The 26,508-nt window shown below is 44.2% G+C and carries 19 protein-coding genes; 16 read left to right on the forward strand and 3 right to left on the reverse strand.

The genetic code is table 11. The features are described from left to right. Nucleotides 1–129: 129 nt before the first annotated feature. From QVP90_RS16900 to QVP90_RS16945, 10 genes are all read left to right on the forward strand, one after another. On the forward strand, nucleotides 130–3,606 hold the full coding sequence (locus QVP90_RS16900) for a SusC/RagA family TonB-linked outer membrane protein (protein ID WP_224203617.1): 3,477 nt from the start codon (nucleotides 130–132) through the stop codon (nucleotides 3,604–3,606). A gap of 15 nt (nucleotides 3,607–3,621) precedes the next feature. Continuing rightward, complete coding sequence (locus QVP90_RS16905; RefSeq protein ID WP_005927937.1) at nucleotides 3,622–5,100, forward strand: RagB/SusD family nutrient uptake outer membrane protein; 1,479 nt, start codon at nucleotides 3,622–3,624, stop codon at nucleotides 5,098–5,100. 93 nt (nucleotides 5,101–5,193) lie between these two features. Next, on the forward strand, nucleotides 5,194–7,146 hold the full coding sequence (locus QVP90_RS16910; RefSeq protein ID WP_021937075.1) for a putative Ig domain-containing protein: 1,953 nt from the start codon (nucleotides 5,194–5,196) through the stop codon (nucleotides 7,144–7,146). A 66-nt stretch (nucleotides 7,147–7,212) separates the two neighbouring features. Continuing rightward, a complete protein-coding gene (locus QVP90_RS16915; protein ID WP_264381014.1) occupies nucleotides 7,213–9,021 on the forward strand; it encodes a T9SS type A sorting domain-containing protein in 1,809 nt (602 codons plus the stop codon). A gap of 4 nt (nucleotides 9,022–9,025) precedes the next feature. Continuing rightward, the gene (locus tag QVP90_RS16920; protein WP_021937077.1) at nucleotides 9,026–10,315 is read left to right on the forward strand and encodes an MFS transporter; all 1,290 of its coding nucleotides are present in this window, start codon (nucleotides 9,026–9,028) and stop codon (nucleotides 10,313–10,315) included. Between the two features lie 19 nt (nucleotides 10,316–10,334). Next, a complete protein-coding gene (locus tag QVP90_RS16925) occupies nucleotides 10,335–11,165 on the forward strand; it encodes an endonuclease/exonuclease/phosphatase family protein (protein ID WP_021937078.1) in 831 nt (276 codons plus the stop codon). Between the two features lie 18 nt (nucleotides 11,166–11,183). After that, nucleotides 11,184–12,023 (forward strand): endonuclease/exonuclease/phosphatase family protein, encoded by an 840-nt coding sequence (locus QVP90_RS16930; RefSeq protein WP_021937079.1) that lies wholly within the window; start codon nucleotides 11,184–11,186, stop codon nucleotides 12,021–12,023. 21 nt (nucleotides 12,024–12,044) lie between these two features. Further along, a complete protein-coding gene (locus tag QVP90_RS16935) occupies nucleotides 12,045–12,749 on the forward strand; it encodes an N-acetylmannosamine-6-phosphate 2-epimerase (protein WP_007479539.1) in 705 nt (234 codons plus the stop codon). 30 nt (nucleotides 12,750–12,779) lie between these two features. Then, on the forward strand, nucleotides 12,780–14,234 hold the full coding sequence (locus tag QVP90_RS16940) for a phosphoglucomutase (RefSeq protein WP_007479540.1): 1,455 nt from the start codon (nucleotides 12,780–12,782) through the stop codon (nucleotides 14,232–14,234). Beyond that, entirely contained in the window at nucleotides 14,231–15,505 is a 1,275-nt protein-coding gene (locus tag QVP90_RS16945; RefSeq protein ID WP_021937080.1) for an acetylxylan esterase, read from the forward strand. The genes QVP90_RS16940 and QVP90_RS16945 overlap by 4 nt, the downstream gene beginning before the upstream one ends. Before the next feature lie 536 nt (nucleotides 15,506–16,041). On the opposite strand, the gene QVP90_RS16950 is transcribed toward QVP90_RS16945, so the two are convergent. Further along, nucleotides 16,042–17,145, reverse strand: coding sequence for a glycoside hydrolase family 88/105 protein (locus tag QVP90_RS16950; protein ID WP_007479542.1), 1,104 nt, complete (start codon nucleotides 17,143–17,145; stop codon nucleotides 16,042–16,044). A gap of 91 nt (nucleotides 17,146–17,236) precedes the next feature. Next, nucleotides 17,237–18,610, reverse strand: coding sequence for a tRNA (N6-isopentenyl adenosine(37)-C2)-methylthiotransferase MiaB (gene miaB / locus QVP90_RS16955; RefSeq protein WP_007479543.1), 1,374 nt, complete (start codon nucleotides 18,608–18,610; stop codon nucleotides 17,237–17,239). A 347-nt stretch (nucleotides 18,611–18,957) separates the two neighbouring features. On the opposite strand from miaB, the gene QVP90_RS16960 reads away from it, so the two are divergent. The 4 genes from QVP90_RS16960 (at nucleotide 18,958) to QVP90_RS16975 (ending at nucleotide 23,728) form a co-directional block, all read left to right on the forward strand. After that, nucleotides 18,958–19,314 (forward strand): hypothetical protein, encoded by a 357-nt coding sequence (locus QVP90_RS16960; protein WP_224203611.1) that lies wholly within the window; start codon nucleotides 18,958–18,960, stop codon nucleotides 19,312–19,314. A gap of 35 nt (nucleotides 19,315–19,349) precedes the next feature. Next, nucleotides 19,350–20,849, forward strand: coding sequence for an acetyl-CoA hydrolase/transferase family protein (locus QVP90_RS16965; RefSeq protein WP_005927971.1), 1,500 nt, complete (start codon nucleotides 19,350–19,352; stop codon nucleotides 20,847–20,849). A gap of 377 nt (nucleotides 20,850–21,226) precedes the next feature. Next, a complete protein-coding gene (locus QVP90_RS16970; protein ID WP_005927974.1) occupies nucleotides 21,227–22,318 on the forward strand; it encodes a DUF4434 domain-containing protein in 1,092 nt (363 codons plus the stop codon). A 9-nt stretch (nucleotides 22,319–22,327) separates the two neighbouring features. Then, complete coding sequence (locus QVP90_RS16975; RefSeq protein WP_021937081.1) at nucleotides 22,328–23,728, forward strand: sugar porter family MFS transporter; 1,401 nt, start codon at nucleotides 22,328–22,330, stop codon at nucleotides 23,726–23,728. Nucleotides 23,729–23,762: 34 nt separating this feature from the next. Here the strand turns inward: QVP90_RS16975 and QVP90_RS16980 are convergent, their stop codons facing one another. Continuing rightward, the gene (locus tag QVP90_RS16980; protein ID WP_005927981.1) at nucleotides 23,763–24,539 is read right to left on the reverse strand and encodes an endonuclease/exonuclease/phosphatase family protein; all 777 of its coding nucleotides are present in this window, start codon (nucleotides 24,537–24,539) and stop codon (nucleotides 23,763–23,765) included. 282 nt (nucleotides 24,540–24,821) lie between these two features. On the opposite strand from QVP90_RS16980, the gene QVP90_RS16985 reads away from it, so the two are divergent. Beyond that, nucleotides 24,822–25,394, forward strand: a complete 573-nt coding sequence (locus QVP90_RS16985) for an RNA polymerase sigma factor (RefSeq protein ID WP_005927984.1) — start codon at nucleotides 24,822–24,824, stop codon at nucleotides 25,392–25,394. Between the two features lie 66 nt (nucleotides 25,395–25,460). Then, nucleotides 25,461–26,498 (forward strand): FecR family protein, encoded by a 1,038-nt coding sequence (locus QVP90_RS16990; RefSeq protein ID WP_005927987.1) that lies wholly within the window; start codon nucleotides 25,461–25,463, stop codon nucleotides 26,496–26,498. Nucleotides 26,499–26,508: the final 10 nt, after the last annotated feature.

The raw sequence follows: 26,508 nt of genomic DNA on the forward strand, positions 1-26,508 counted from the left end.
TAATATAAAATACAAAACAAAAGTATGAAAATTTTGCCAGTTTTTATCAGAAGACGGGTGATAAGGATTCGTTTTTTAAATTTTCTTAAAAAAGAATCACATTCATTCGTTCTAAGAGGTACAGTAGCCATGCTATTCCTTTTTAGCACAGGGATACTTTATGCTCAAAAGGTATCGGTACGGTACAAAGACGTACCTTTAAAAAACGTATTAAACGACGTTGCCAAACAATCCAAGCTGCGCTTGGCATATAGTGGCAGCTTTACAGACTTATCAGTGAAAGTCTCGGTACAAGCATCCGGGAAAGATGTAAAAGAGGTACTCGCCGAACTCTCTCAAAAAACCAATGTAAATTTTGAGGTGCGTAACGGAAGTATTTATATTTATATCAAGGAACCTCCTCAGAAAAAAAAAGAGAAAGCAGGCTTCTCATTGTCCGGCACTGTTTATGACGAGAACAATCTTCCTCTGATAGGCGTCAATGTATTGATCAAAGGCACCACTAAAGGAACGAGTTCGAATATGGACGGCGAGTTCACCATAACAGCCGAAAAAGGAGACATTCTCGTGCTTTCTTATTTGGGCTATACATCGAAAGAACTGACGGTAAAAAACAAAGAACCGATGCGGATCGTAATGTCTGAAGATACCAAAGTACTTTCCGAGGTTGTGGTAATCGGATACGGTGCAGTTCGTAAAACAGATGTGACGGGTGCCATCTCCAGCATAAAGATGGATGATCTGAGTATCACCACACCGACACTCGAACAGGCGCTGGTAGGTCACGCTGCCGGTGTCGAGATCAAACAGACATCGGGAAGTCCGGGCGAAGGTTTATCACTGCGGGTCCGTGGGGTAAGCTCCATCAATGCCGGCTCGGAACCGCTTTACGTAGTCGACGGATTTCCGACATCCAAAGATGTATATATCAATCCGAACGATGTAGCTTCCATAGAAGTGCTAAAGGACGCAGCATCTGCAGCTATATATGGTTCACGTGCTGCCGGAGGTGTTGTTTTAATAACCACCAAACGGGGTACAAACAGCGGACGTGCAAAAGTAGAGTATGATTTTCAATATGGTTTTCAACAGGTAGATCACAAAATAAAAATGCTGGATGCTTATGGTATGCGCGACTTATCGATAGAATGCGCCAACAATGCCTATCGCGACTGGTGTACCAAAAACGGAAAAGAATACAATCCGTTACACAACAACGAATACCGCATGTCCGTAGCCGGGGCAACCAGTGGAAAAATTTTCCAGATACCGGACATCTTCTTTGATTTCACCACAGGACAACCTGTAGAACCGGCTTATAACACAGACTGGCAGGATGCCATATTCTCCACGGCTCCTATAATGAAACATAATCTGAACATTACCGGTGGTAGTGACCGCATCAGATACATGGCCAGTGCCGGATATATGGAACAGGACGGTATCATCGCTCCTTCTTATCACCACCGGTTCACAACACGTTTCAACATCGACGGCAAGCTGACCGACCGGTTAAGTATAGGTGTCAATACTGCGGCCTCCTATACGAAAAACCGGATTGTACAGGCCGAAGGCCGCCATTACAATGACGGTATCATCATGAGCGCCCTTGTCATGTTCCCACAATTTCCGGTGTACAACACAGACGGCTCGTATGCCGTAGACCAACAAATGCAGTATGCAAAGAAATATTCGGTAGCACCGGCCGAGAATCCGGTAGCCTTAGCACATGAGATTGAAGATTATCAGAAAAGATACATGTCTTCTGTTTCCGGCTATCTCGAACTGGAAGTTATAAAGGGGCTAAAAGCGAAAGTGTATTCCGGAATGCAGTATATATCCCAAACAGAAAGCTACTACCGTCCGTCTACAGTCGGAGGCACCATTATGAATACCGACGGGACAACGGCAGGTAGCGGATATGTAGGCGATCAACGGCTCTCACGTGCTTCCTACAGCACACAGACCAATCTCGACTGGATACTGGAAGCAACGCTTAATTACAACCGCACATTCGGAGATCACGGGATCAATATTCTGGGTGGTTATTCCATGCAAGAAAAAGTATACGACAATTCTTCCATCGGGGCCCGTAACTTTGTAGACGATACCATTCGGGAATTAAGTGCCCACGGCACAGCTCCCGGAGACAGTTGGGGAGATACCGACAAATTCGACTGGGCCATGATGTCTGTATTCGGACGTGTGGTATATTCGTGGAAAGACCGCTATACATTCACCGGTTCGTTACGCGGCGACGGCTCTTCCCGTTTTGGAAAGGACAATCGCTGGGGAATATTCCCGTCTGTTGCCTTGGGATGGAACCTGTCGAACGAAGAATTCTGGACCAACCATATCGGCGAAAACTTCGGTGCCAAATTGAGAGTTAGCTGGGGTATCAGCGGTAATAACAACATTGGCAATTACGAACATGTAGGCTACATGAGTAATTTAGGCGGTTACGTATTAGGGGGGCAGATAGTACCAACCCGCTATCCGAGCGCTTTCGTCGACAATCTGTTAGGATGGGAAAAAACAGACCAATATAATGTCGGAATGGATTTGAGTTTTCTGAGAAACCGTCTCACACTGTCCGCCAATTATTATAACAGTATCTCGAACGACCTGCTGTTCAACAAACCGATATCCGCCATTGCCGGAGCGACACAATATAAATCGAATCTATCCAATGCCAAAATACGCAACACCGGTTTTGACATACAAGTCGACGGACGTATTTTAACCGGCCCTGTCACCTGGAATGTCGGTGCAAACCTTTCTCTGAACCGGAACAAGGTACTCTCGTTGCCCGATTCTCAATCCATTGTCAGTATCGGAGAAAGAAGTGCCATCAGCCACATTACCATGGTTGGAAAGCCGATCGGTTCTTTTTATGGCCTGAATAGTCTCGGAGTCATTTCGGAAGAAGAGTATCAACGTATTCTGGTAGACAAACAACACATCGGTGAAGAAGGTTACCAACTGACCGGTCCGGCCGTATGGAACTATGAAAATGTACAGCCGGGAGATGCAAAATGGAAAGACGTAAACAATGACGGTAAAATTACGGATGACGACCGGGAAATATTAGGAGACAACTACCCCGACTTCACCTACGGCTTCAGCACCAACATCAGCTATAAAGGAGTGAGCCTGAGCGCCTCTTTCTCCGGTGTACAAGGAGCACAAGTCATCAGTTTCCAGAATTACTATCTCCTGAACATGGAAGGCACCTGCAATCAGTTTGCATTGGCCGCCGACCGTTACAACTCCGTAACCAACCCTGATCCGGCCATGTATCGTGCCAACATTGCCACTACCAACAAAAACACTTATGGAGTTTCATCTTACATGGTAAATGATGCATCCTATTTCCGTTGCACTAACATAACCTTAAATTACAACCTGCCTCAGAAATGGGTAGAAAAAATAAAATTAAGGGGTGTATCGCTTTTTGCCTCCATCGATAATGCGTTTACGATCACCGATTATATCGGTTATAATCCGGATGTAAGTTATAAATCGGGTAATTTGATGCCCGGCTTCGATTGGGGAACTTACCCTCTCTCACGAGCTTATAATTTCGGTTGTAAATTATCATTCTAAAAACAAAGCTGCATTATGAAAAGAATAAAATCAATAAAGAATATAATCCTCCTCGGCTACCTGATTATCGGGTTTACTTCCTGTGACTTTCTGGACCGTTCGGATCCCGACAAATTGAACAAAAACGATTTCTATAAAACGGAAAACGATATGTATCAGGCATTAAACGCAGCCTACGACGGATTAAAAACAAACTATTACAACAACATGTACTACTGGACCGAAATCAGATCCGACAATACGACTTTGGCATCCAAAACAGCCAATTCGGGCATATACAATGATTTCGATGTATACAACCTTACATCCAGTAATGCAGAGGTACAACGGGCCTGGTACGGAATGTTTACCTGTGTCCACCGAAGCAATGTAGTGCTCGACTATATCGATAATGTACCGATGGACGACGAAAAGAAAAGCCAGTACAAAGCAGAAGCCCGTTTCTTACGTGCCTTGTCTTACTACAACCTGTCGCAACTGTTCGGAGATGTTCCTATCGTAGACAAGCAACTAAACAGTGAAGCAGAAGTCCTCAAATACGGACGGCGCCCGATAGCGGAAGTCTATGATTTCATTGTAAAAGACCTGAAATTCGTAACACAAAGCCAACTGCCCGACAATTGGGGATTTGACGGAAGTAATCCCAACTTCGGACGCGCCTCAAAAACGGCCGGATATGCTTTATTAGGTAAAGTATACCTCACAATGGCCAAACGACTGAACAACGGCGCTACCCAAGATTACCTCCAACTGGCAAAAGAGGCTCTCGATGCCGCTTATAGTGCACGGCCATTCGGAGAACTGAAAGACATTGCATACGGCAAAGTATTCGGAGTAGCCAATATTACCTGCAACGAAATCATCTTTCAAGTAATGTATCTGCAAGGAACAGACGAAGGCTCTTATTTTGCTAAAAATTTCCAACCTCTCAGCGCCACAGGAATCATTTCGCAATCACAGGGTTTGGGAGACAATATTCCGGAAAACGACCTGATTCAGGAGTATGAAACCGGCGATATGCGCAAAGTCGTCTCCTATAAAACATATGGAACTACCCCTTACGTAAACAAATATGTAGATTTGGGAGATTCCCAAGGACGTGGCGGTTCTTGCTGGATCGTACTTCGTTATGCCGATGTCATCCTGATGCTTGCCGAAGTAAATGAAGCTCTCGGACTCGAACCCGAAGCCATAACCTATATAGATATGATCCGTACCCGTGCCAAACTCAAATCCTATGAGCAGGCCCCGGAATCTTACAAAAACGACTACCCGACAATAAAGGATGTCATCTTGCATGAGCGACGTATCGAGTTGGCTTTCGAAAATCATCGTTGGTTCGACCTTCTCCGTTTCTATAAACCGGACGATTTAGTAAAATTCTTAAATGACAAATCGGTACAAGGATGTTCCAAGCGTGATTTATTGCTTCCTATACCGTGGCGGGAAGTATCTATAAACCCATCCGGGATGTATCAGAACGACGGATACTAAGATCCGGATAACCTCTATTTAAAAACTTTTCCGCAGGGAGTCAACCCTCTCTGTTGGCCCTTGCTATACCTATAAATTAAAAACATTACAATTATGAGAACAAAAGTATTCCTTTTCACAGCACTGGTAATGAACTGTTTAACCGGTTTCTCCCAGAAATATTTATGGAACAGTCAATTTGGTATCGCCGATACAGAAACTTCTGCAAAAAGCATGGCGATAGACACTGATAACAATGCATACCTCACAGGAAACTTTACCGGAGCAGAAATGACAATCGGAAATAAGGAGGTAACGGGAGCCTCAATGGTAATGGATGCATATGTCGCAAAATTTACCCCGAACAATCAATGTGTATTTGCCTCATCAATCAAAAGCTCTTCCGGTTCGATCCTTGTACAAAGTATTGCTGCAGATGCATCGGGCAATTCATTTGTGGCAGGTAACTTCGAATCGGACGCGGAGATCACCGAAACATTAAAAATAGAATCCGACTATAAAGATTTCTTCATCGCCAAATACGATGCCACAGGAAATCCTCTCTGGCTAAAAGGAACCACTTCGGGGATAGAGCCTGTCATCAAGAGTATAGCGGTAAATCCAAACGACGGCAGTTTTGCCATCACGGGAGCTTTCACCGGAAACTTAAACATAGAAATGAACGGAGGTGAACACGAAATCTCATCCGGCAATTCCGAACTCGCCTTCTTCATTGCTAAATACGACAATAATGCTAATCTGATTTGGGCAAAAACCATGTCGGGAAACGGCACCGGGACAGGAAATCTTATTTCCATAGACGAAAAGGGAGATATTTATGCAGTCGGTACATTTAGCGGGACCATCCAATTCGAAACACAGTCCATGACAGCAACTTCTGTAGAAAATACCGATAATTTCCTTGTGAAATATGCAGCCGACGGAAGTATGGTCTGGGCACGCAGCCTAAAGGGCAGTAAGTTGGATGATATCAATGCAATGGATGTAGCCAACCATCAAGTGGTAATCGGTGGAGTGATACGAAGCGAAGACCTTGCGGTGGATAATGCTCCCGGTATCCTTATGAAAACTCTGGACACTACGGGAACGTGGAACAGCATGCTCATTATTTCTTTCGACACCGATGGAAATTATCAATGGAATTATATAGCAGGCAGTAGCAACCAACCGACCGATGTGAAAACGATTGCCATCGAAAAGGACGGTTCGATATGGAATGCCGGTACAACCTTCGGCACATATTATTTCAATCCGGATGCAGAAGATGAAGCGAAACAATTCCCTTCTAAAGCTAAAGGAGGACAGGATATGTATCTGATGAAACTGTCGTCGAAAGGGGAAGTGTTGATAGGACACCGTGTGGGAGATGCAACCAAGGAAGGAGCAATGGCAATGGCGGTAGGCAACGAAGGCATCTTGTACGTAGCCGACATGGTATCCACCCGTAGCGGTGCTACGGCTTCTCCTGTCAATCTATTCGGTGATCCCATTACAGTGCCGACCATTGGTACTGCATACAGTGTCGCCCTATTGTGTTATCAGCAGATCTACGCCACACCTGCCGTCCTGCCGAATGCAGTGCCCGGAACAGCATTCAGCCAGATAATCAATGCCGAAAATGCAAATGGAGATGCCGAATTTACATTATATTGCGGCACACTCCCCGAAGGGTTCACCCTAAACCCGACTACCGGGGAACTAAGCGGTACAAGCACCGTCACAGGAAGCTATCCGATTGTCGTCTGTATGAAAGATGCCGATGGAAATACGGGATTTGCAGAGTACCTTCTCAACGTCTCTACCGGTACCGGATTAGAAGATTACCGGCAGGAGGCAGTCAGGGTATGGGGAGACCACGGCGCTATCGAGATATTAACCGGCACATCCAGCTACCGGGTAATGATATTCGACCTTTCCGGCAGACTGGTAAAACAAGAGCGTTTGCAAGGCAACGAACGTTATTCTCTGGAAAACGGTATCTATACAGTAGTAATGGAAGACAGCATCTCAGGCAAACAGTCCGTATACAAGGCAAGCGTCTATTAATATTAACCCATGGGGAAAATGCCCGGTGCAATGTCCGGGCATCCCTTTCTTTATGACATGTATATCATGAACAGAATCCTAATCATCATTCTACTTCTTACCTGTACCGTATCTCATGCGCAACCGCCCGAGACTGTGCAACATTTAGGAAGTACGATAACCACATACGGACGTAAAATCATATCGGATAAAGGAAGCATCTGGCTGACCGGAGAATTCAACGGAGAACTCATTACCGATACGCAAACCGACCTAACATCCGTCCTTCCTACTGTCTTCGTAGCCCGCTATTCGGTCGAAGGCATTCGTGAGCATCTGAGTATGATTGAAAACGAGTCACAGGTCAGATCGGCTGCAACAGACGAGAACGGAACATTATGGCTGCTCACTGGGACAGACGGAAACGAAAAATTGCACTCCATCTCTCCGGAAGGTGTCCTATCCGTTCCTGTGTCACTCACAGAACGTACGGATCTCATCTTGAAAGATTTTGTATTGCTCGACCATACATTGTATCTCTGTGGGAATTCTGGAGAACAATATTTTCTGGCTGCCTATTCAATGTCCGGAGAGCAACTGTGGAAAATCTCGGAAAGCGAATATGCATCTGCTTCGGCAGAAAAGATAGCGACCGATGGAACGGACATTATTCTTGCCGGAACATGCAGGGGAACAATGACAGGCGATACAAACCTATTTGCGAGCCGTTTCAACACATCCGGAAAGAAATTATGGACTTGCCCGATAATCGGGACAGGAAACGAATCCCTATCCGACATGGCATGCATGAATAACGGTAAGATTGCCCTATCCGGATCTACAACAAGCAAAGAACTTACAATCGGCTCGTCTGTACAAGCCACGACATCCGCAGGCGTACAACATGCATTATGTATCCTGCTAAATCCGGACGGCAGCTATTCGTCTATATACACAGCCGGAGGAACCTCCACAAGCAAAAATACAATGATCAATGCCCTATATATCAATGACAACGACGAAATATATGCCGGAGGTTATTGCACGGGAAAGGTCGTCTTCAATCCGTCCGGTGACAACCGTTACAATCTTCCGGACAAAGGAGCTAAAGATGCTTTTCTGATCAAACTCTCTCCGGAAAACCGGGTGCTGAACGTAAAACGTTTCGGTAATAAAACTGAGGAGGAGATAACCGACCTGCTGTTTATGCCGGATGCGGATGAAACGCGCCTATTCATTCTGACCAATTTTAAAGAAGCCGATGAATATGGCATTACGTATCATACGACTAATCTTACCCTATCCGGCACAACAGCATTTCCATTGGACGCAACCGGTACGGGCAACAACATTGCATTAACCTCTTATCCACATATCCGTATATTCACCGACCATGTGATACCGGCACAAGAAGACATCGCTTACCGTAATTGTATCTACCATCGGGGCGGATCACGAAAAGTGACTTATCAATTGCTATCCGGTAATTTGCCGGCCGGCATATCCCTCTCAGTACAAGGCGACCTGTCGGGTATTCCTTTGGAAAACGGCTCTTTCCCCTTAACAATACAGGGCACTGATGAATTGGGAGATACCTCGGTATCCTCCTGCACACTACAAATTGCCTCCAACGGTGGTACCGGTTTCACAAAAGCTGAAGAGAGCAGCCTGCAAATCTATCCTAACCCGGTAGAAAATGAATTCTTTATCGAAGGCATAACCGGAGCACCCCAAATACGGCTTCAAATCATATCGGCTCAGGGACAACTGGTGCAAGACCGTAAGTTGACCTCTCTCTCCGAAGCGATCAATGTATCCGATCTGCCGCAAGGAATCTACATCATAAGATGTATCTCGGAACAAAATATCCGGTCACAAAAAATCATTAAGAAATAGAGCGATGAACCATACTCAACAAAATAAATATAACCGGACCAAATGGGCTGTATTTGCAGCAGCAACTTTGGGTTATGGCCTGTTTTACGTCTGCCGGCTAAGCCTGAACGTTGTCAAGAAACCGATAGTAGATGCCGGATACCTTACAGAAACAGAGTTAGGAATCATCGGTTCCGCCCTATTCTTTACCTATGCAATCGGTAAATTTGTAAATGGATTCTTAGCAGATAGAGTAAATGTACGTTATCTGATGGCAGGAGGCCTCTTTGTGGCAACTTTGGTAAATGCCGCACTCGGCTTTGCCGTACCCTTTTGGGCGTTTGTCATACTCTGGGCGTTAAACGGCTGGTTTCAATCGGTAGGCGGTCCGTGCAGCGTCATAGCACTCAACCGTTGGTTTACGGAGAAAGAACGTGGCACAGTATACGGTTTCTGGAGCGCGAGCCACAACATAGGAGAGGCGCTTACCTTTATTTTCACTTCATTCATTGTCGGTGCCTTGGGATGGCAGTGGGGATTTATGAGCGCCGCATGTCTGGGAGCCATAGGGGTTGCCCTGATATTTACTTTCCTAAAACCGGCACCTCCCGAATGGAAAGCCGGATTGCCCGGCTCGACCAGCCAGCCAAAGGATTCGACTGTAAAACATAAACAGGCCGAAGTCTTAAAGAACCCGATGATATGGATGTTGGCACTCGCCAGCGCATTTATGTATATCAGCCGTTATGCCGTAAATAGCTGGGGAGTGTACTACTTCGAGATAGAAAAGGGTTACAACATCGTAACAGCCAGTACACTCGTTTCCGTCAGTTCGGTTTGCGGCATTGTAGGGACAGTATTCTCAGGCCTTATTTCCGATAAAATGTTCCGCAGTAACCGGACCATACCGGCCTGCCTGTCAAGTTTGCTTAATCTGGCAGCATTGGCATTATTCCTCTTCGGGCCACGGCAGTGCGAAATACTGGATATCATCTCGATGATATTGTTCGGTATATCTATCGGTATCCTGCTGTGTTTTCTTGGCGGACTTATGGCCATAGATATCGCTCCCAAAGAAGCCACAGGCGCGGCAGTAGGAGTTATCGGCATAGCCAGTTATGCAGCAGCCGGCTTACAGGACGTCGTCAGTGGTTTCCTGATAGAGTCGCGTAAGGCTATCGTCGATGGCAATCCTGTTTACGATTTCTCCGCCATCCGCATTTTCTGGCTTTCGGCCGCACTCGTATCCTTGTTGTTCCTGCTGATTATCTGGGGAGCAAGAAAGAAACATGTATCATCGAACATTCATTACTAAATATAAAATACTACCAGTCATGAAAAGAAACTTTCAAATCCTGTTTATCCTATTATTTGTTTTGACAGGAATCATTTCTCCCGTCCGGGGAAAAAACAAAACCGGCGATTGCAACATCCGCTTCTGTACTTACAACATTCGGGGAGACCTGCCTAACGATGGCATCAACTCCTGGAAATTCCGGAAAGACTCGTTATGTAAAATAATAAATAATCACGATTTCGACATCGTATGTATGCAAGAAGTATTGGCCAACCAACTGGAAGATATAGAGCAAGCCACAGGTTATGCCTTTGTAGGAATCAGAGGACTGTACAACCCTATATTCTACAAGGCCGAACGCTTTGAACTATTGCACAACGAGATGTTCTGGCTATCCGAAACAATGGCTCCTTTCTCAAAGGGATGGGACGGAAAGTACGACCGTTACTGCACTTGGGCCAAATTCCGCGATCGCAAAAGCGGAAGAATATTCTATGTTTTCAACACCCATCTTGACCACAAAGGACGTATAGCCCAACAGGAAGGTGCGGCATTAGTCTGCCGGCAGGCAAGAAAATTTGCGGGTGATACCCCCCTGTTTATATGCGGAGACATGAACAGCTTCGATACTACCGATGCATACAAAAAATACACTGCACATTATAAAGACTCCCGTACCATCGCTCCACATCTCTTAGGCCCGGTAGGTACAGCCCATAACTTCGGACAAGTAGAACCGGTACGAATCGACTACATCTTTGTAAATGATAAAATCAAGATACTGGATTATACAGCCGATGACGAGCATTATCCCAATGGCTTCTTCCCTTCGGACCACTATGCAGTTTTTGTCAATGCCTCTTTATAACCCAATAAGAAAAACGATATGACTTTCAGAATATATATTTTCTTTTTCATTTGCCTCGGTCTTTCGTGGATGCCGGCACAAGGCGAAAATTACGAGAACGAAATTACAATCTGTAGTTTCAATATCCGCGGTTCGAATATGGACACCGGAGTAAATGCCTGGTCGAACCGCAAGAAGATGGTAATCAGAGAATTCACCAATTACCGGTACGACATTGTATGTATGCAGGAACCGTTGGCCGACCAGGTACAAGACTTCCTGTCTATCGGGATCTATGAATGGTTAGGAGTTTCCGCACAAGGTACGGCAGACACCGATGTCTTTACCCCTATCTTCTACAATAAGAAAAAGCTGAATGTATTAGATTACGGAACGTTCTGGCTCTCTGAAACCCCGGATGTTGTCAGCAAAGGATGGGACGGGAAGTTTCCCCGCATCTGTACATGGGCTAAGTTCAGGGATATAGAGAATTGCCGCATGTTTTATGTATTCAATACCCACCTCGACCATGTAGGTACCATTGCTAAACTGGAGGGTGCCCGGCTGATTTGCAAAAAGATAAAAGAAATGACGACAGAGGAAGCCGTATTCATTACAGGAGATATGAACAGTATACCGGGAACTCCGCCTGTCAACGCCTTTCTTAGCGAATTTATCAATTCAAGGGACATCGCCACTGAGAAATCCGGCCCTGCGGGAACGGCACACAGTTATGGTAAACTGTATCCTCCCTCACAGATCGATTATATTTTTGTGAACGAATACGTATCGGTTACCCAAGCTGTAACCATCACCAAAAATTCCGATCCGGTTTATATGTCGGATCACTATCCGATAGTGATTACTGCTGACTTTTAAGAACTTATTATCAAGAAAACAATGATTGACATATTTCAGAAAGTAAAAGGCCGGCTCATCGTTTCGTGTCAGGCCGAAGAGGGTTCACCTTTTAATTCTCCCGAAGGGGTAGGGGCTTTTGCCCAATGTGCCGCCCAAGGAGGTGCCGCCGGCATTCGTTCGTGTGGCATAGAGAAAACCGACTACCTTATACGCCATAGCCGCTTGCCGGTAATCGGACTGACAAAATCTCATTTTGCAGACGGTTTTGTACGTATCACCGGTTCATTCAAGGAAGTAGAGGCACTCATGGCAATCGATACCCCGCTCATTGCCGTAGACGGTACCTTCCGTTTGCGGGAAAACGGGCTCACCGGCCCGGAATACATCCGGAAGATAAAAGAGAGATATGACGGGATAAAAATAATGTCGGACATTTCGACCGTAGACGAAGCAATAGCATGCAGAGAAGCCGGTGCCGACTGTGTTTCGACCACTCTATGCGGTTACACGCCCTATACCATGAAAGAAACTAAGCACGGTCCGTCTCTGGAGATTCTCCGCAATTGTGTCAAAGCCCTTCCCGACTGCCCTGTATTTGCCGAAGGGCGTTATAACACCCCCGTCGAAGCGGCAAGAGGAATAGAAAACGGTGCCTGGGCAGTCGTTGTAGGCTCGGCCATTACCCGCCCCCACCTCATCACACAATGGTTTTCGGAAGCTCTGCAACATGCAAATATCGTCTAAACAGTCAAAAATTCAATAAATAATAAAAACATGAATATATTTTTTGGAACGGATGGATGGCGGGCACACATCGATACAGAAATAAATGAAGAAACCGTATCGATAGCAGCTCAGGCATTTGCCGATTTTATACACCGAGATTATAAAGAAAAATCTCCCTGCGTGGCGCTGGCTTACGATACCCGCAAGAATTCACAATTATTTGCCACTACATTTGCCGAAGTATTATCAGGCAATCGAATACAGGTATTATTATCCGACCGGATCGCCCCGACACCCGTATTATCTTATGCCACCTTACACCTTAATTGCTGTGCCGGCGTAATGATTACCGCTTCACACAATCCGCCTTCATACAATGGCATTAAATTCAAATCGCGGTTGGGAGGTCCGTTCTGCTCGGACGACACACGGAAAGTAGAGCAATATTTATATGCATCTCCAGTGGTACGGTCTACCACGCATATACATAAAATGAATTTCATACCTGCCTATGTAGAACACATCGAAAAACGGATCGATTTTGAGATAATCAGAAAAGCAGCACTGAATATATTAATAGACAGTATGGGCGGGGCAGGTCTTACACTCATTCAAGAGATACTACACAGCCACAACTGCCTTGCCCGAAGTATCTGTTCCGAAGCTTCCGAAACTTTTCACGGACGCTTGGCCGAACCTATCGAAAAGAACCTATTACCCCTAAAAGAAGCGTTGAAAGAAGGTAATTTCGCTTTGGGTGTAGCAACTGACGGAGATGCCGACAGGGTAGGGGTATGTCTCGACACCGGAGAGTGGCTATCAGCACAAAACACCATATTACTACTGGTAGACTATTTAAAACGGGTAAAACAGATTCCGGGCGGTATTGTGAAGACCTCCTCCGTGTCCGACAAGATACGCAGTATTTTCGAATCTCCCCAAACGCCGGTATATGAAGTTCAAGTCGGGTTCAAATACATCGCCGACCTAATGACCACCCATCCCATTGCCTTTGGCGGAGAAGAAAGCGGTGGTTTCGGCTATGGCATGCATATACCCGAACGGGACGGTATATTTTCTTCGCTTCTTCTCCTCGAAATGCTCGCTGCATCGTCTTACCGTAAAATCTCCGATTATCTGAAAGACCGGCAGCAAGCTATGGGACCTATCTATTATGACCGTATCGACATGAGTTACGGACAATCGGATAAAAATGAACTATTACCTTGGTTATATGAAAATCAACCTCTTGAAGTGGCAGGATTCTCCATTCGGGAAGTAAAATCATATTTAAGCAGCCGGGGTGTCGTAAACGGGCTTAAATTTATTTTTAAAGGAGATTGCCGATGGTTGTTGATCCGCAGTTCGGAAACGGAAGATATGATCCGCTTCTATGCAGAGGGACAGACCGGTGAAGAGGTATCGGGCCTGCTCCGGCAAGGACAAAATCTGCTTCTTCAGGTATCCGGCAATATCATTCATTCAAAAAGACATAAAGCATGAAAAAAATATTCATCTTATCCGTTCTGGTTTTCTTTACCATTGGTGCACAGGCAACGAAAGGAAACAAAGATCTCATAACAATTCAAATCACACCCGATCATTATGATTGGAATTATAAGATAGGCGAACCGGCGCATTTCACCATTTCGTTGTTCCGCGATCAACAGAAGCTGAACAATATAAAGATAGAATATGCAGTAGGACCGGAGAAAATGGTGCCGATACAAAAAGATTCTGTTTTACTCAAGAACGGCTCCGTCACAATAAAATCTCCGGGTATGCAACAGCCCGGATTCCTGTCGTGTGAAGTCAGAGCTACGGTAGACGGATTTTCTTATCGCAATCTCATCAACATCGCGTACGATTGCGAACTGATACGGCCTACCACTTTGCTACCCAAAGATTTCCGTTCATTCTGGAACGATCAGATCTGCCGTATGAGAGAATATCCCATGAAATCAGAAATGACCTTCATACCGGAAGAGAGTGACGCCGATGTAAAAGTATACCGTGTAAAAGTTACCCACTATATCCGTGGAAATCACCTATACGGAATATTATGCATTCCCAATAAAGAGGGACGTTTCCCCGCAGTTTTACGCCTGCCGGGAGCCGGTGTGGCAAAACATACCGGTGATAAAGAACTGGCACGCCTGGGAGTCATCACCTTCCGGATCGGAATTCATGGTATTCCTCTGGATTTAAAGGCGGAGGCATACGGCAGTCTACAATTCGGAGCGTTGAAGGATTATATGTATCATCGCATGAACGACCGCGAAAACTACTATTACAACCGGGTGTTTCTCGGTTGCATACGGGCAAACGATTTTCTCACTGCACTCCCACAGTATGACGGAAAGAATCTGGCCGCCTACGGCGGTAGCCAGGGAGGAGCTTTAACTTTAGTGACAGCCGCCCTCGACTCCAGAGTGAAGTATCTGGCAGCTTTCTATCCCGCCCTCTGTGACATAGGCGGATATGCCCACAACCGGGCAGGCGGCTGGTTTGGCGTAAAAGAACTCACACCCGAGGAAACGAAAGTACTGGCATACTACGATGTGGTCAATTTCGCACGTTACATCCGTATCCCCGGATTCTACTCTTGGGGATACAGTGATGAAACCTGCCCACCCACCTCTTTTTACAGTGCATACAACATCATAAAAGCACCCAAAGAACTCTATCTGTTGAAAGAAACCGGACATTGGCGTTATCCGGAACAGAATATAAAAGTCAATCAATGGCTGATAGATAAACTGACCGGAAAATAAGAGTCATAATCCGGATGGGTACAACCGGAAATGGAACCTGCTACGTCTTTTCTTCATCCGAAGGAATTAAAATTTGATGAAACAGTTGGTATTCACTTCGTTTTTACCCCCTTCACCGCATTCACCTTTTTCCATCAAATCCCTTATTCATAGGATATACAAGGTGAAAGACAGAAAAAGAATACGAACTGGGAAACCGATAATTGCAGCCCGGATGCCCACTGTCTCTGAGCACCGTCCTTACAGGCAGTGAAAACAATGCATAATATATACAAGAACCGTCTTCAAGGAACTTTTGCACAGTGCATAATTTCCGGAAGTGCCCTTCACCTTATACATCCGATAAATAAGGGATTTGATGGAAAAAGGTGAATGCGGTGAAGGGGGTAAAAACAAAGTGAAATCCGGTTATTTATACCGGATTTCAATAACAAAGCAGTCGGTCGTAATAATAATATTTCAAGACAAGCAACCTCTCTCCATAATAACAGCGTAACCAGTTAGTTCATGGATATATTAACCCATCAGCCAATTATTTATATTAACTTATAAATCTGATTTCCCGCCAGCAAAAACGCTCCCACACCGTATACCTCGGTCATATCACGTGTCACTTTTTTAGGATCAGCCCCGATAGGTTGTACATATCCCAACTTTCCATCCGTCTCAACAGCAGAGACCAAAGCTTTCCATCCTTTCTCCACGACAGGCAGATAGATATCCTTGTCGAGCAAGCCTTCATTTATCCCATAAGCCAGTGCATATACGATGAATCCGGTAGCACTGGTTTCCGGTGACGGGTAAGATGCCGGATCGAGCATACTGGCATGCCAGAAACCATCGGGACTCTGCAACTTCGCCGCACGTTCGGAAAGAGTAACGAACAGATCTTCATAAAATTTCCGGTTCTTGTCTTTCTTCGGAAAATCCTGAAGCATTTCCGCCAATCCTCCAAGTACCCAGCCGTTGCCACGCCCCCAGAATACTTTCGCACCATTGGCCTCCTTTTGGGTAAGATAACGGGAATCGCGATAAAACAGGCGTTCGTCTTTATCAAACAGAAGATCATAAGTGGCCTTATACTCCTTATTCATGAATTTGATAAATCTCTTATCTCCTGTCAGCACATAAAGCTTCACATATACGGGAGGTGCCATATAAAGTGCATCGCACCAAGTCCAGCGCTCCAGCGTCTCGCGCTTTTTATAATCCAGTTCCATCGGCCCGTCGGAAGGATGGTTAACGACCCATTCTGCACGTGCCTGTGTAGGATACAACATATTCCTATCTTTATATTTACAATATAAATCGACAAAGACCTGCCCTACAGCTATGTCATCAGCGTGATACATCCGCTTATCGGGTTGCCAGCCATAACGCTGTCCCAACTTTACCAGCCAGTCATAATAAGAAGTGTCGCCGGACTCTTTTTCCGCCAGTTCGGCCCAATCGAGCATGCCCATATACAATGCGGCATTGGTCCAGTCGAGCGGTCCGTGTTTTACATCTTTCTGGTGTGCAATCTGCCAATCGGCCACTTTCTTCATTACCTCTTTTACTTCTGACTTTTGAAACGGCAACTGCCCCGACATCGATAACGAGACCAACAAGGAGACGATAGAAAGGAAAAATCTGTTCATAGTAGTATCATTTTAGTGTTTTCAGGACAAAGGTAAACCTTTCCGGTATTTATGCAGGAATTTTCGTATAAAAATTCCTGCACCGGCAGATTTATGCCATTACCTCTTCGCCTTTTAGTGTAGCCGAACTGGACTCGGTAATTTTCACATTTACAAAGTCACCGATTTTATGCGTCCCTCGGTCGAACACCACCACACGATTCTGCTCCGTACGCCCAAAGAGCTGCTCACGCGAACGTTTGGAAACGCCCTCTACCAACACCTCGTAAGTCTTCCCGATGCAACGTGCATTCGATTCGGCCGACAAACGGTTCTGCAAAGCGATAATCTCGTTGAGGCGGCGTATTTTTACCTCTTCAGGCACATTGTCTTCAAGATGCTTGGAAGCATATGTGCCGGGACGTTCGGAATATTTAAACATAAAAGCGGCATCATAACCACAAATTTCCATCAGAGAGAGAGACTCCTGATGATCTTCTTCCGTCTCCGAATGGAAACCGGAGAAAATATCGGTAGTCAACCCACAATCTGGAATTATACGTTTGATGGCATCCACGCGTTCCAGATACCACTCACGATTATACTTACGGTTCATCAGTTTCAAAATACGCGAACTTCCGCTCTGTACCGGCAGATGAATATGTTTGCAAACGTTAGGCATCTGTGCAATAACCTCCAGGGTTTCGTCACTCATATCCTTGGGATGCGAAGTCGTGAAACGGATTCTCACGCCCGGCGCCGCTTCGGCCACAATACGCAGGAGCATTGGAAAAGTAACCACTTCACCGTCCTGCTTTTCAAAACGATAAGAGTTTACATTTTGCCCTAAAAGGGTAATTTCCTTATAACCTTTTGTTACCAAATCCGCCACTTCATTGAGAATGCTTTCGACATCACGGCTACGCTCGCGGCCACGGGTATAAGGCACAATACAGTAGGTACAAAAATTATTGCAACCACGCATAATAGAAACGAAACCGGAAATATGATTCCCACAAATACGCGAAGGAATCACATCACGATACGTCTCGGTAGTAGACAAATCTACATTAATGGCTTTCTCGCCGGCTTCCACCGAAGCCACCAGTTCAGGCAGAGTCAGATAGGCATCCGGTCCCACCACCAAATCGACATGATGATGCTCGATCAGATCGTCTTTCACACGTTCTGCCATGCAACCCAATACCCCAACAATCAGATTCTTCTTCTTTTTTTTCAATGAGTGGAAGAATTCCAGACGGTTCAAAATCTTCTGCTCCGCATTATCGCGGATAGAGCAAGTATTCATAAACACCGCATCCGCTTCATCCAATGATCCGGCCACGCCATATCCCGCCATCTGCATCACAGAAGCAATTACTTCACTGTCGGCCACGTTCATCTGGCAACCATACGTTTCAATAAACAACTTTTTGTTGTCATCGGCAGTTGCGGATTTAAAGTCCGCTCCCGTTAACTCGTTCATAATTTTATAATTTAAATTTTCCTTGCAAAGATACAGCTTCACACCCAATAAGCAGCAAATTGAAACAAAAATAACGCTTTAAGTTAGTATCTGAAGCCTAAATCTTTAATTTACGTTAAAGAAACAAACATTTTTTCACCTACCGCTTGGAGCTTTCTATTTTATTTCACACTTTTGTGCAATGAAAGAAACATTAGATTTTTTCATAGTTAAGGTTTAGGTTAAAAAAATTAAGGGGAGCTGTGAAGCTGCCCTTTTTTCATGCTAAAATGTTAGCTCTAATCAGATTAAATAACTACCTTTGGCGAACTATAATCCTAAAAAACGGACAACAATCCAAAAAGACAATGGAAGATGTAATGCAATTTCTCTTGGTGGCAGGCATTCTTGCTTTTGGAATTTTCAGACAGTTCAATAAAGAAAAAAACAAAAAGTCTGAAAAAGGAAATTCCATGCCTGCTCCGGAATACGAATATGAACCCGAATTCGAAGAACCTGTAATTATTGAAAAAACTTACGAGCAAGTAACAGCCTCCCCGAAACCACCCGTTTTTCAAGAAGGCACAAGAAATACCTATGCTCCTCCGTCACCACCCAAAACAAACAAAAAAGCGGAAACTTGCAAAAATGATTTTTCCATTCGTTCGGCAGAAGAGGCAAGGCGTGCCATCATCTGGTCGGAAATACTTCGAAGAAAATATTAATATAGATATTCTAACACGAAAAATATACGATTTTTATGGCACTTAATTTTATCTCGGCAGCAGAAGCTGCAAGCCTGGTTAAACATGGCTACAACATCGGCCTGAGCGGGTTTACTCCTGCAGGAACGGCCAAAGCCGTTACGGCGGAAATTGCAAAAATAGCAGAAGCGGAACATGCAAAAGGAAACCCTTACCAGATAGGTATTTTTACAGGTGCTTCTACCGGCGATTCTTGCGACGGTGTGCTGTCACGCGCTAAAGCAATTCGTTATCGCGCTCCATACACCACCAATTCCGATTTCCGCAAGGCTGTGAACAATGGCGAAATAGCTTACAATGACATCCATTTGTCACAAATGGCACAAGAAGTTCGTTACGGCTTCATGGGGAAGGTAAATGTTGCCATCATCGAAGCCTGTGAAGTGACTCCGGACGGAAAAATTTATCTGACTGCTGCCGGTGGCATTGCTCCTACCGTTTGTCGTCTGGCAGATAAAATCATCGTGGAGCTGAACAGCGCCCACAGCAAAAACATGATGGGAATGCACGATGTATACGAACCGCTCGATCCCCCTTATCGCCGCGAAATACCGATCTATAAACCCAGTGACCGAATCGGTACACCTTATATACAAGTAGACCCGAAGAAGATTATCGGCGTAGTGGAAACAAACTGGCCGGACGAAGCCCGTTCTTTTGCCGAAGCAGACCCGTTGACAGATAAAATCGGTCAGAACGTAGCCGATTTCTTAGCTGCCGACATGAAGCGTGGCATCATTCCATCTACTTTCCTTCCGTTGCAATCGGGGGTAGGCAATATAGCCAATGCAGTATTGGGAGCCCTCGGACGTGACAAAACGATTCCGGCTTTCGAAATGTACACCGAAGTGATTCAGAATTCCGTTATCGGATTGATCCGCGACGGTCGTGTTAAATTTGGTAGCGCCTGCTCGCTGACCGTTACCAATGACTGCCTGCAAGGTATCTATGATGATATGGATTTCTTCCGGGACAAGCTGGTTCTCCGCCCTTCAGAAATATCCAACAGTCCGGAAGTCGTTCGCCGCTTGGGTATCATTTCCATTAATACAGCTATCGAAACCGATATCTACGGCAATGTCAACTCTACCCACATCGGTGGTACAAAGATGATGAACGGTATAGGCGGTTCGGGAGATTTCACCCGCAATGCTTATATATCCATTTTCACCTGTCCGTCTGTTGCCAAAGAAGGCAAGATCAGTGCCATTGTTCCGATGGTATCTCATCTCGACCATAGTGAGCACTCTGTGAATATCGTTATCACCGAACAAGGAGTAGCCGACCTGCGTGGCAAGAGCCCGAAAGAGCGTGCGCAAGCTATTATTGAAAACTGTGCTCATCCGGACTACAAACAAATTCTTTGGGATTATCTCAAATTGGCAGGCAACAAGGCACAGACTCCTCATTGTATTCAAGCATCGTTGGGTATGCATGCCGAACTATCTAAAAGTGGTGACATGAGAAACATAAATTGGGCAGAGTACACTAAATAACAGCGCCCGTTCAATAACATCATTTAAGAAACAACGACATAAATTCAAAGTTATAACAAGACGAATTTATGCCGTTGTTTTATTTTATATACTCCCCCTTCCCAATACATCTTCAATAATTCTTATTAGCGAAGTGACATTATAGGGCTATTTAATAAAATATTTAATTAAATGCTTGCATTATTATAATTTTATTATTTTATTTGTTCCCACATTAGATACATTATTAGCTAATTAATGATTTTAGCCCCTTGTTTGCCAAGGGTAATCCGGAAAAGCACATAGACACGTGTCCGGCTACTACTCCTTATTAGGAATACAGACAATTCCCGATAACCAAGATAAATAGCAGAATCCAAATAGAAAAACCAGAGAATATGAAAAGCAACAATCGTAGAGAATTTCTGAAGAAATCAGCATTGGCAAGTGCTGCCGCCATTACGTTACCGTCATGGTTGTCTTCCTGCAACTCCAAAAGAGAAGAAACGCCAACTGATGAAATCCGGAGCAGACTCATTGTCCCCAAAAACAATGCATTAAAAATAACCGGCACTTTCCTGGACGAGATATCCCATGACATCCCCCACCAAAATTGGGGAGAAAAAGAATGGGATGCTGACTTCCGGCATATGAAAGCAATTGGTATAGACACCGTCATCATGATCCGATCGGGATATCGTAAATTTATCACCTATCCCTCCGAATATCTGATCGGGCAAGGGTGCTACAAACCTTCAGTCGATCTATTGGATATGTATCTGAGACTGGCAGATAAATATGGCATGAAATTTTATTTCGGCCTGTATGACTCCGGAAAATATTGGGACACGAACGACCTTACCTGGGAAATAGAACACAACAAACATGTAATCGATGAGGTATGGAAAAACTATGGAGAGAAATACAAAAGCTTTCAAGGATGGTATATCAGTACGGAAATCAGCCGAAAGACCAAAGGGGCAATCGGAACATTTCATGCATTAGGAAAACAATGCAAAGATATATCGAATGGATTACCTACATTCATATCTCCATGGATCGATGGGAAAAAAGCCGTACAGGCATCCAGCTCGATACTGACCAAGAAAGAATATGTTTCGGTAAAGGAACATGAAGAAGAGTGGGATGAAATTTTTGCCGGAATCAGTGACGTAGTAGACGCCTGCGCCTTCCAAGACGGTCAGATAGACTATAATGAACTCGACGCTTTCTTTGAAGTCAACAAAAGGTTGGCCGATAAATACGGGCTGAAATGCTGGACCAATGCCGAATCTTTCGACCGGGATATGCCGATCAAATTCTTCCCGATCAAATTCGACAAGTTACGGCTCAAGCTCGAAGCCGCCCAAAGAGCCGGATACGATAAAGCCATCACATTCGAATTTTCTCATTTTATGAGTCCGCAATCGGCCTATCTTCAGGCAGGCCATCTGTACAACCGCTATAAAGAATATTTTGATATTAAATAATATACGGAAATGAACGAATCAAAAACAAATATAGGATATATCCTATTTCTATCGATTGTAGCCGCCTTGGGAGGTTTCCTATTCGGATATGATACAGCGGTTATTTCGGGAACCATTGCACAAGTATCCCAACAGTTCGGATTAACCACCCTGCAAGAAGGATGGTATGTCGGTTGTGCATTGGTAGGTTCCATCGGGGGAGTTGCCTGCGCAGGAGTCCTTAGTGATAAAGCCGGCCGAAAGAATACCATGATCCTCTCGGCTATCCTGTTTTCCGCCTCTGCCATAGGATGCGCCTTATCAGCATCTTTTAACGAGTTGGTTGTATACCGTATCATCGGAGGAATCGGCATTGGGATCGTTTCCATTATCTCTCCGCTATATATATCCGAAGTATCGATTGCCCAGTATCGTGGACGATTGGTATCGCTATATCAATTAGCTATCACTGTCGGCTTTTTAGGTGCATACCTGGCCAATTATCAATTGATGTTGGGAGCAGAATCCGCCGGCCAGTCCGGTTATCCATGGATCGTTAAGATATTCTCAGATGAAATATGGAGAGGTATGTTAGGGCTCGAAACAGTTCCGGCATTACTCTTCTTCCTGATCATTTTCTTTATTCCCGAAAGTCCGCGCTGGCTGGTTCTTCGAAATAAGGACGTCGTAGCCGGTCGCATTCTGCAACGAATTTATGGCAGCAAGAATGAATCCGAAATACAGATAAATGCCATCCGCCAGGTCATCGGTAAAGAATCGAAATCAGAATGGGCCATGCTATTACAACCCGGCATACTCAAAGCTGTAATGATCGGAGTAGCCATCGCCATTTTAGGACAATTCATGGGAGTGAACGCAGTACTTTATTACGGACCGTCCATTTTCGAAAAAAGCGGTTTATCCAACGGCGATTCCCTTTTTTATCAGGTATTGGTAGGAACGGTTAATATGCTCACCACTGTATTAGCTCTGGTAATCATTGATAAAGTAGGGCGAAAAAAGCTGGTATATTACGGTGTATCGGGCATGATACTCTCGCTGATACTCATCGCATTCTATTTTATCAAAGGGGCAGAATTAGGAATACCGAGTATTGCATTACTTGTCTTCTTCTTAAGTTATATTTTCTGCTGTGCCATATCGATATGCGCAGTCATCTGGGTACTCCTTTCCGAAATGTATCCGATCAAAGTCCGGGGCCTGGCTATGTCCATTGCCGGCTTCTCACTCTGGATCGGAACATACCTTATCGGACAATTAACCCCCTGGATGTTGCAGACAATCACTCCGGCCGGTACTTTCCTGATTTTCGCAGGTATGTGCATCCCCTACATGCTGATTATATGGAAACTGGTTCCGGAAACAACCGGAAAAAGCCTTGAAGAAATCGAGAAGAATTGGATCAAGTAATCATCGGTCAACGGATGAAAGGTATATCGATAAATTATTGTTCACGTATGTATTCAAGCTCTGCGACAATAGGAAGATGATCGGACAACAGCGACTGAACAGCTTGAGTTCTTATCAGCCTCCACCCCTTTTTAGGACGGGCGTAGATGTAATCAAGCTTCACTTCCGGATTCCAGGCAGGAAAAGTCGGAGCCGAGTCAGTAGCGTCAAACCAATTACGGGTCATTATATTCTTTATGACCCCGGAGTTGGGTTCCGCATTAAAATCTCCACCGATAATCACAGGATAAGGGGAACTTTTAAAATGATCGGTAATGCATTCTGCCTGCAATTCACGAGTCTTTTCATCCGTTACATCCAAATGGGTGGCTGCAAAGCAGATGGTATCTTTTTTCCCTACTTCGAACAGAGCTTCAAGAAGGACACGGGGTTCAATCTCCGGACGAGGATTGGGTAAAGCTATTTTAGTAACGTTTATATAAGGATATTTGGAAAGTATTCCTATTCCATAATAACCATTACTGAAATGAATGGTTTTCCCGTAAAGACCGAACATATTGGTTTTTCCCGCCAATTCGGAAAGCATGTCTTTGCCGTTCTGATGGGGAGCAAGTGACCGCTGAGTATTTACATCTACCTCCTCAAGCGCCACAAAGTCAGGGTGAAAAGCTTTAATATGTTCAGCCAATTGATCGATAGTTGCAAGTTCTCCGAATCTCAAGTTATAAGTCATGACTTTAAGTCTTAATGTATCTTGAGCATTTAGGTCTAAAGTAAATAAGAGAATAAAAATAAGAAATAAGTTTTTCATGGTACAATCTGTTTAGGCAACAAATATATCATTTATATTTTTTTTCAGTGACAAATATTGCGGTTTATTAACAAGAAAGAAAATATGAGCGGATAAACAGGCAATCACACTTTATGACAACCGGCCATATTGAAGATTAATACAATTTTAAAACTGCCGAAAAGTAAAAGTTAAAAAGAAAGAGAGAGCAAACAAAATCCGTTAACCCACTTGACTGTAACCGAAATAAATGGTATATTTGAAATATACAAAAGCAGAGGATAACCACACATCAATTTTTTCATGAGTAAACTGTATAATATAAACTCCTTCATTTCCGGTGATATGAAAGCCTTTGAATCACTATATAAAGCTTATGCAGGAAAGGTTTTCAATTATATAAATTCTTTTATATATGATCCGGATTTGGCAAAAGACATTACCCAGAACACATTCCTTCAATTATGGGAAGTGCGGTCACAACTTGACCCGAACGGTAATATCGAAGGATACATATATTCCATTTCCCGGAATCTGCTGTTCCGCGAAATACGCCGTTTAAATATCCTTAGGAATTATACCGATCGAATAAAGGAAGAGATAAAAGAAGCAGAAGAACCACAAATAGAAGAAAATCTTTCACGTGACATGATAGAACAACAAATTCTCGCATTATTGGCAGAACTTCCGGAAGCACGCCGCAGGATATTCTTGATGAGATGGAGTAATGGATTGTCCAACAAGGAAATAGCACAGAAGTTATCTATTTCCGAGAAGACGGTCTCTACCCAAATACATCGTACCATCCATTTCTTAAAATCCAAAATAGGCCCTATATTTATGGTCTTTTTAATCATTACTTCAACTAAATTCTAAAATATTTCATTTTCTTGTAATCCTTTTATGGGTGCTGTGGATATATATTATAAATAACCACAGAAAATGAATATAGAACGCATAAAACATTTAGTCACCAATCTGCTCACAGGCTCTTCCTCTACATCGGAACGCACCGAACTTGCCAGGTGGATAAATTCGGAAGATGCCGAACAAACCAGCAGGGAAGCATGGAAAAATGCCTCTGAGAAGATTGACGCTTCTCTCGAAGACGAGATGTGGAATGAAATACGGTCGAAGATAGAAGAAGCAACGCCTCAACCGGCCCCAACACTTACTATCCGACACAGGTCTTATTCTATTTCGAGAATTGCCGCTTCAATTGCCGTTATTCTATGTTCAGCTTTTGCTTCCTATCTGCTATACGATCATTTCACAGGACACAAGGATAAGATAGAAAGCAATATCTATACTTTCGAAGTAGAACCGGGACAAAAAGGAAGCATGCGTCTGGCAGACGGTACCATAGTACACTTGAATTCCGCATCGAAAATATCATTTGCAGGTAATTACAATTCCGAAGAACGAGTAGTAACGCTCAATGGTGAAGCCTATTTCGAAGTCGCTAAAAATCCGGATAAAAGATTCGTCGTAACATGCAACGGAGTGGAGATAGAAGCCTTAGGCACTGAATTCAATGTGAAAGCATATCCGGCCGACAGTGTTATCACTACGACTCTTGCCAAAGGGAAAGTGAAAGTTTTCAATAATGAACAAAGCGTAACGCTGCTTCCCAACGGAGTTGCCACTTACCATATGAAACAACAGACCATCCAATCATCAACAGTAGATGACATATCGGTTGCCAACTATTGGAGAACAGGACAACTTGTTTTCGAAGCCGAACCCCTATCTTCCATCGCCCGGACGATGGAAAGAATGTATAATGTAAAAATCTGCATTGACGACACCAAATTAAAAAACATGAAATTCACGGGAACAATCCAGAACAACTCATTAAACAATGTCCTGTATATAATGAGCCTGAGTTACCCGCTTACATATACAATGACCGACTCTGTCATAACCGTATCATCTCATAAAAATAAAATAACAATTGTAGACCAGAAAAAATCAAATTAGAAACAACAAA

The organism is Bacteroides sp. CAG:189, from assembly GCF_000432295.1.
Lineage (GTDB): Bacteria > Bacteroidota > Bacteroidia > Bacteroidales > Bacteroidaceae > Bacteroides > Bacteroides salyersiae.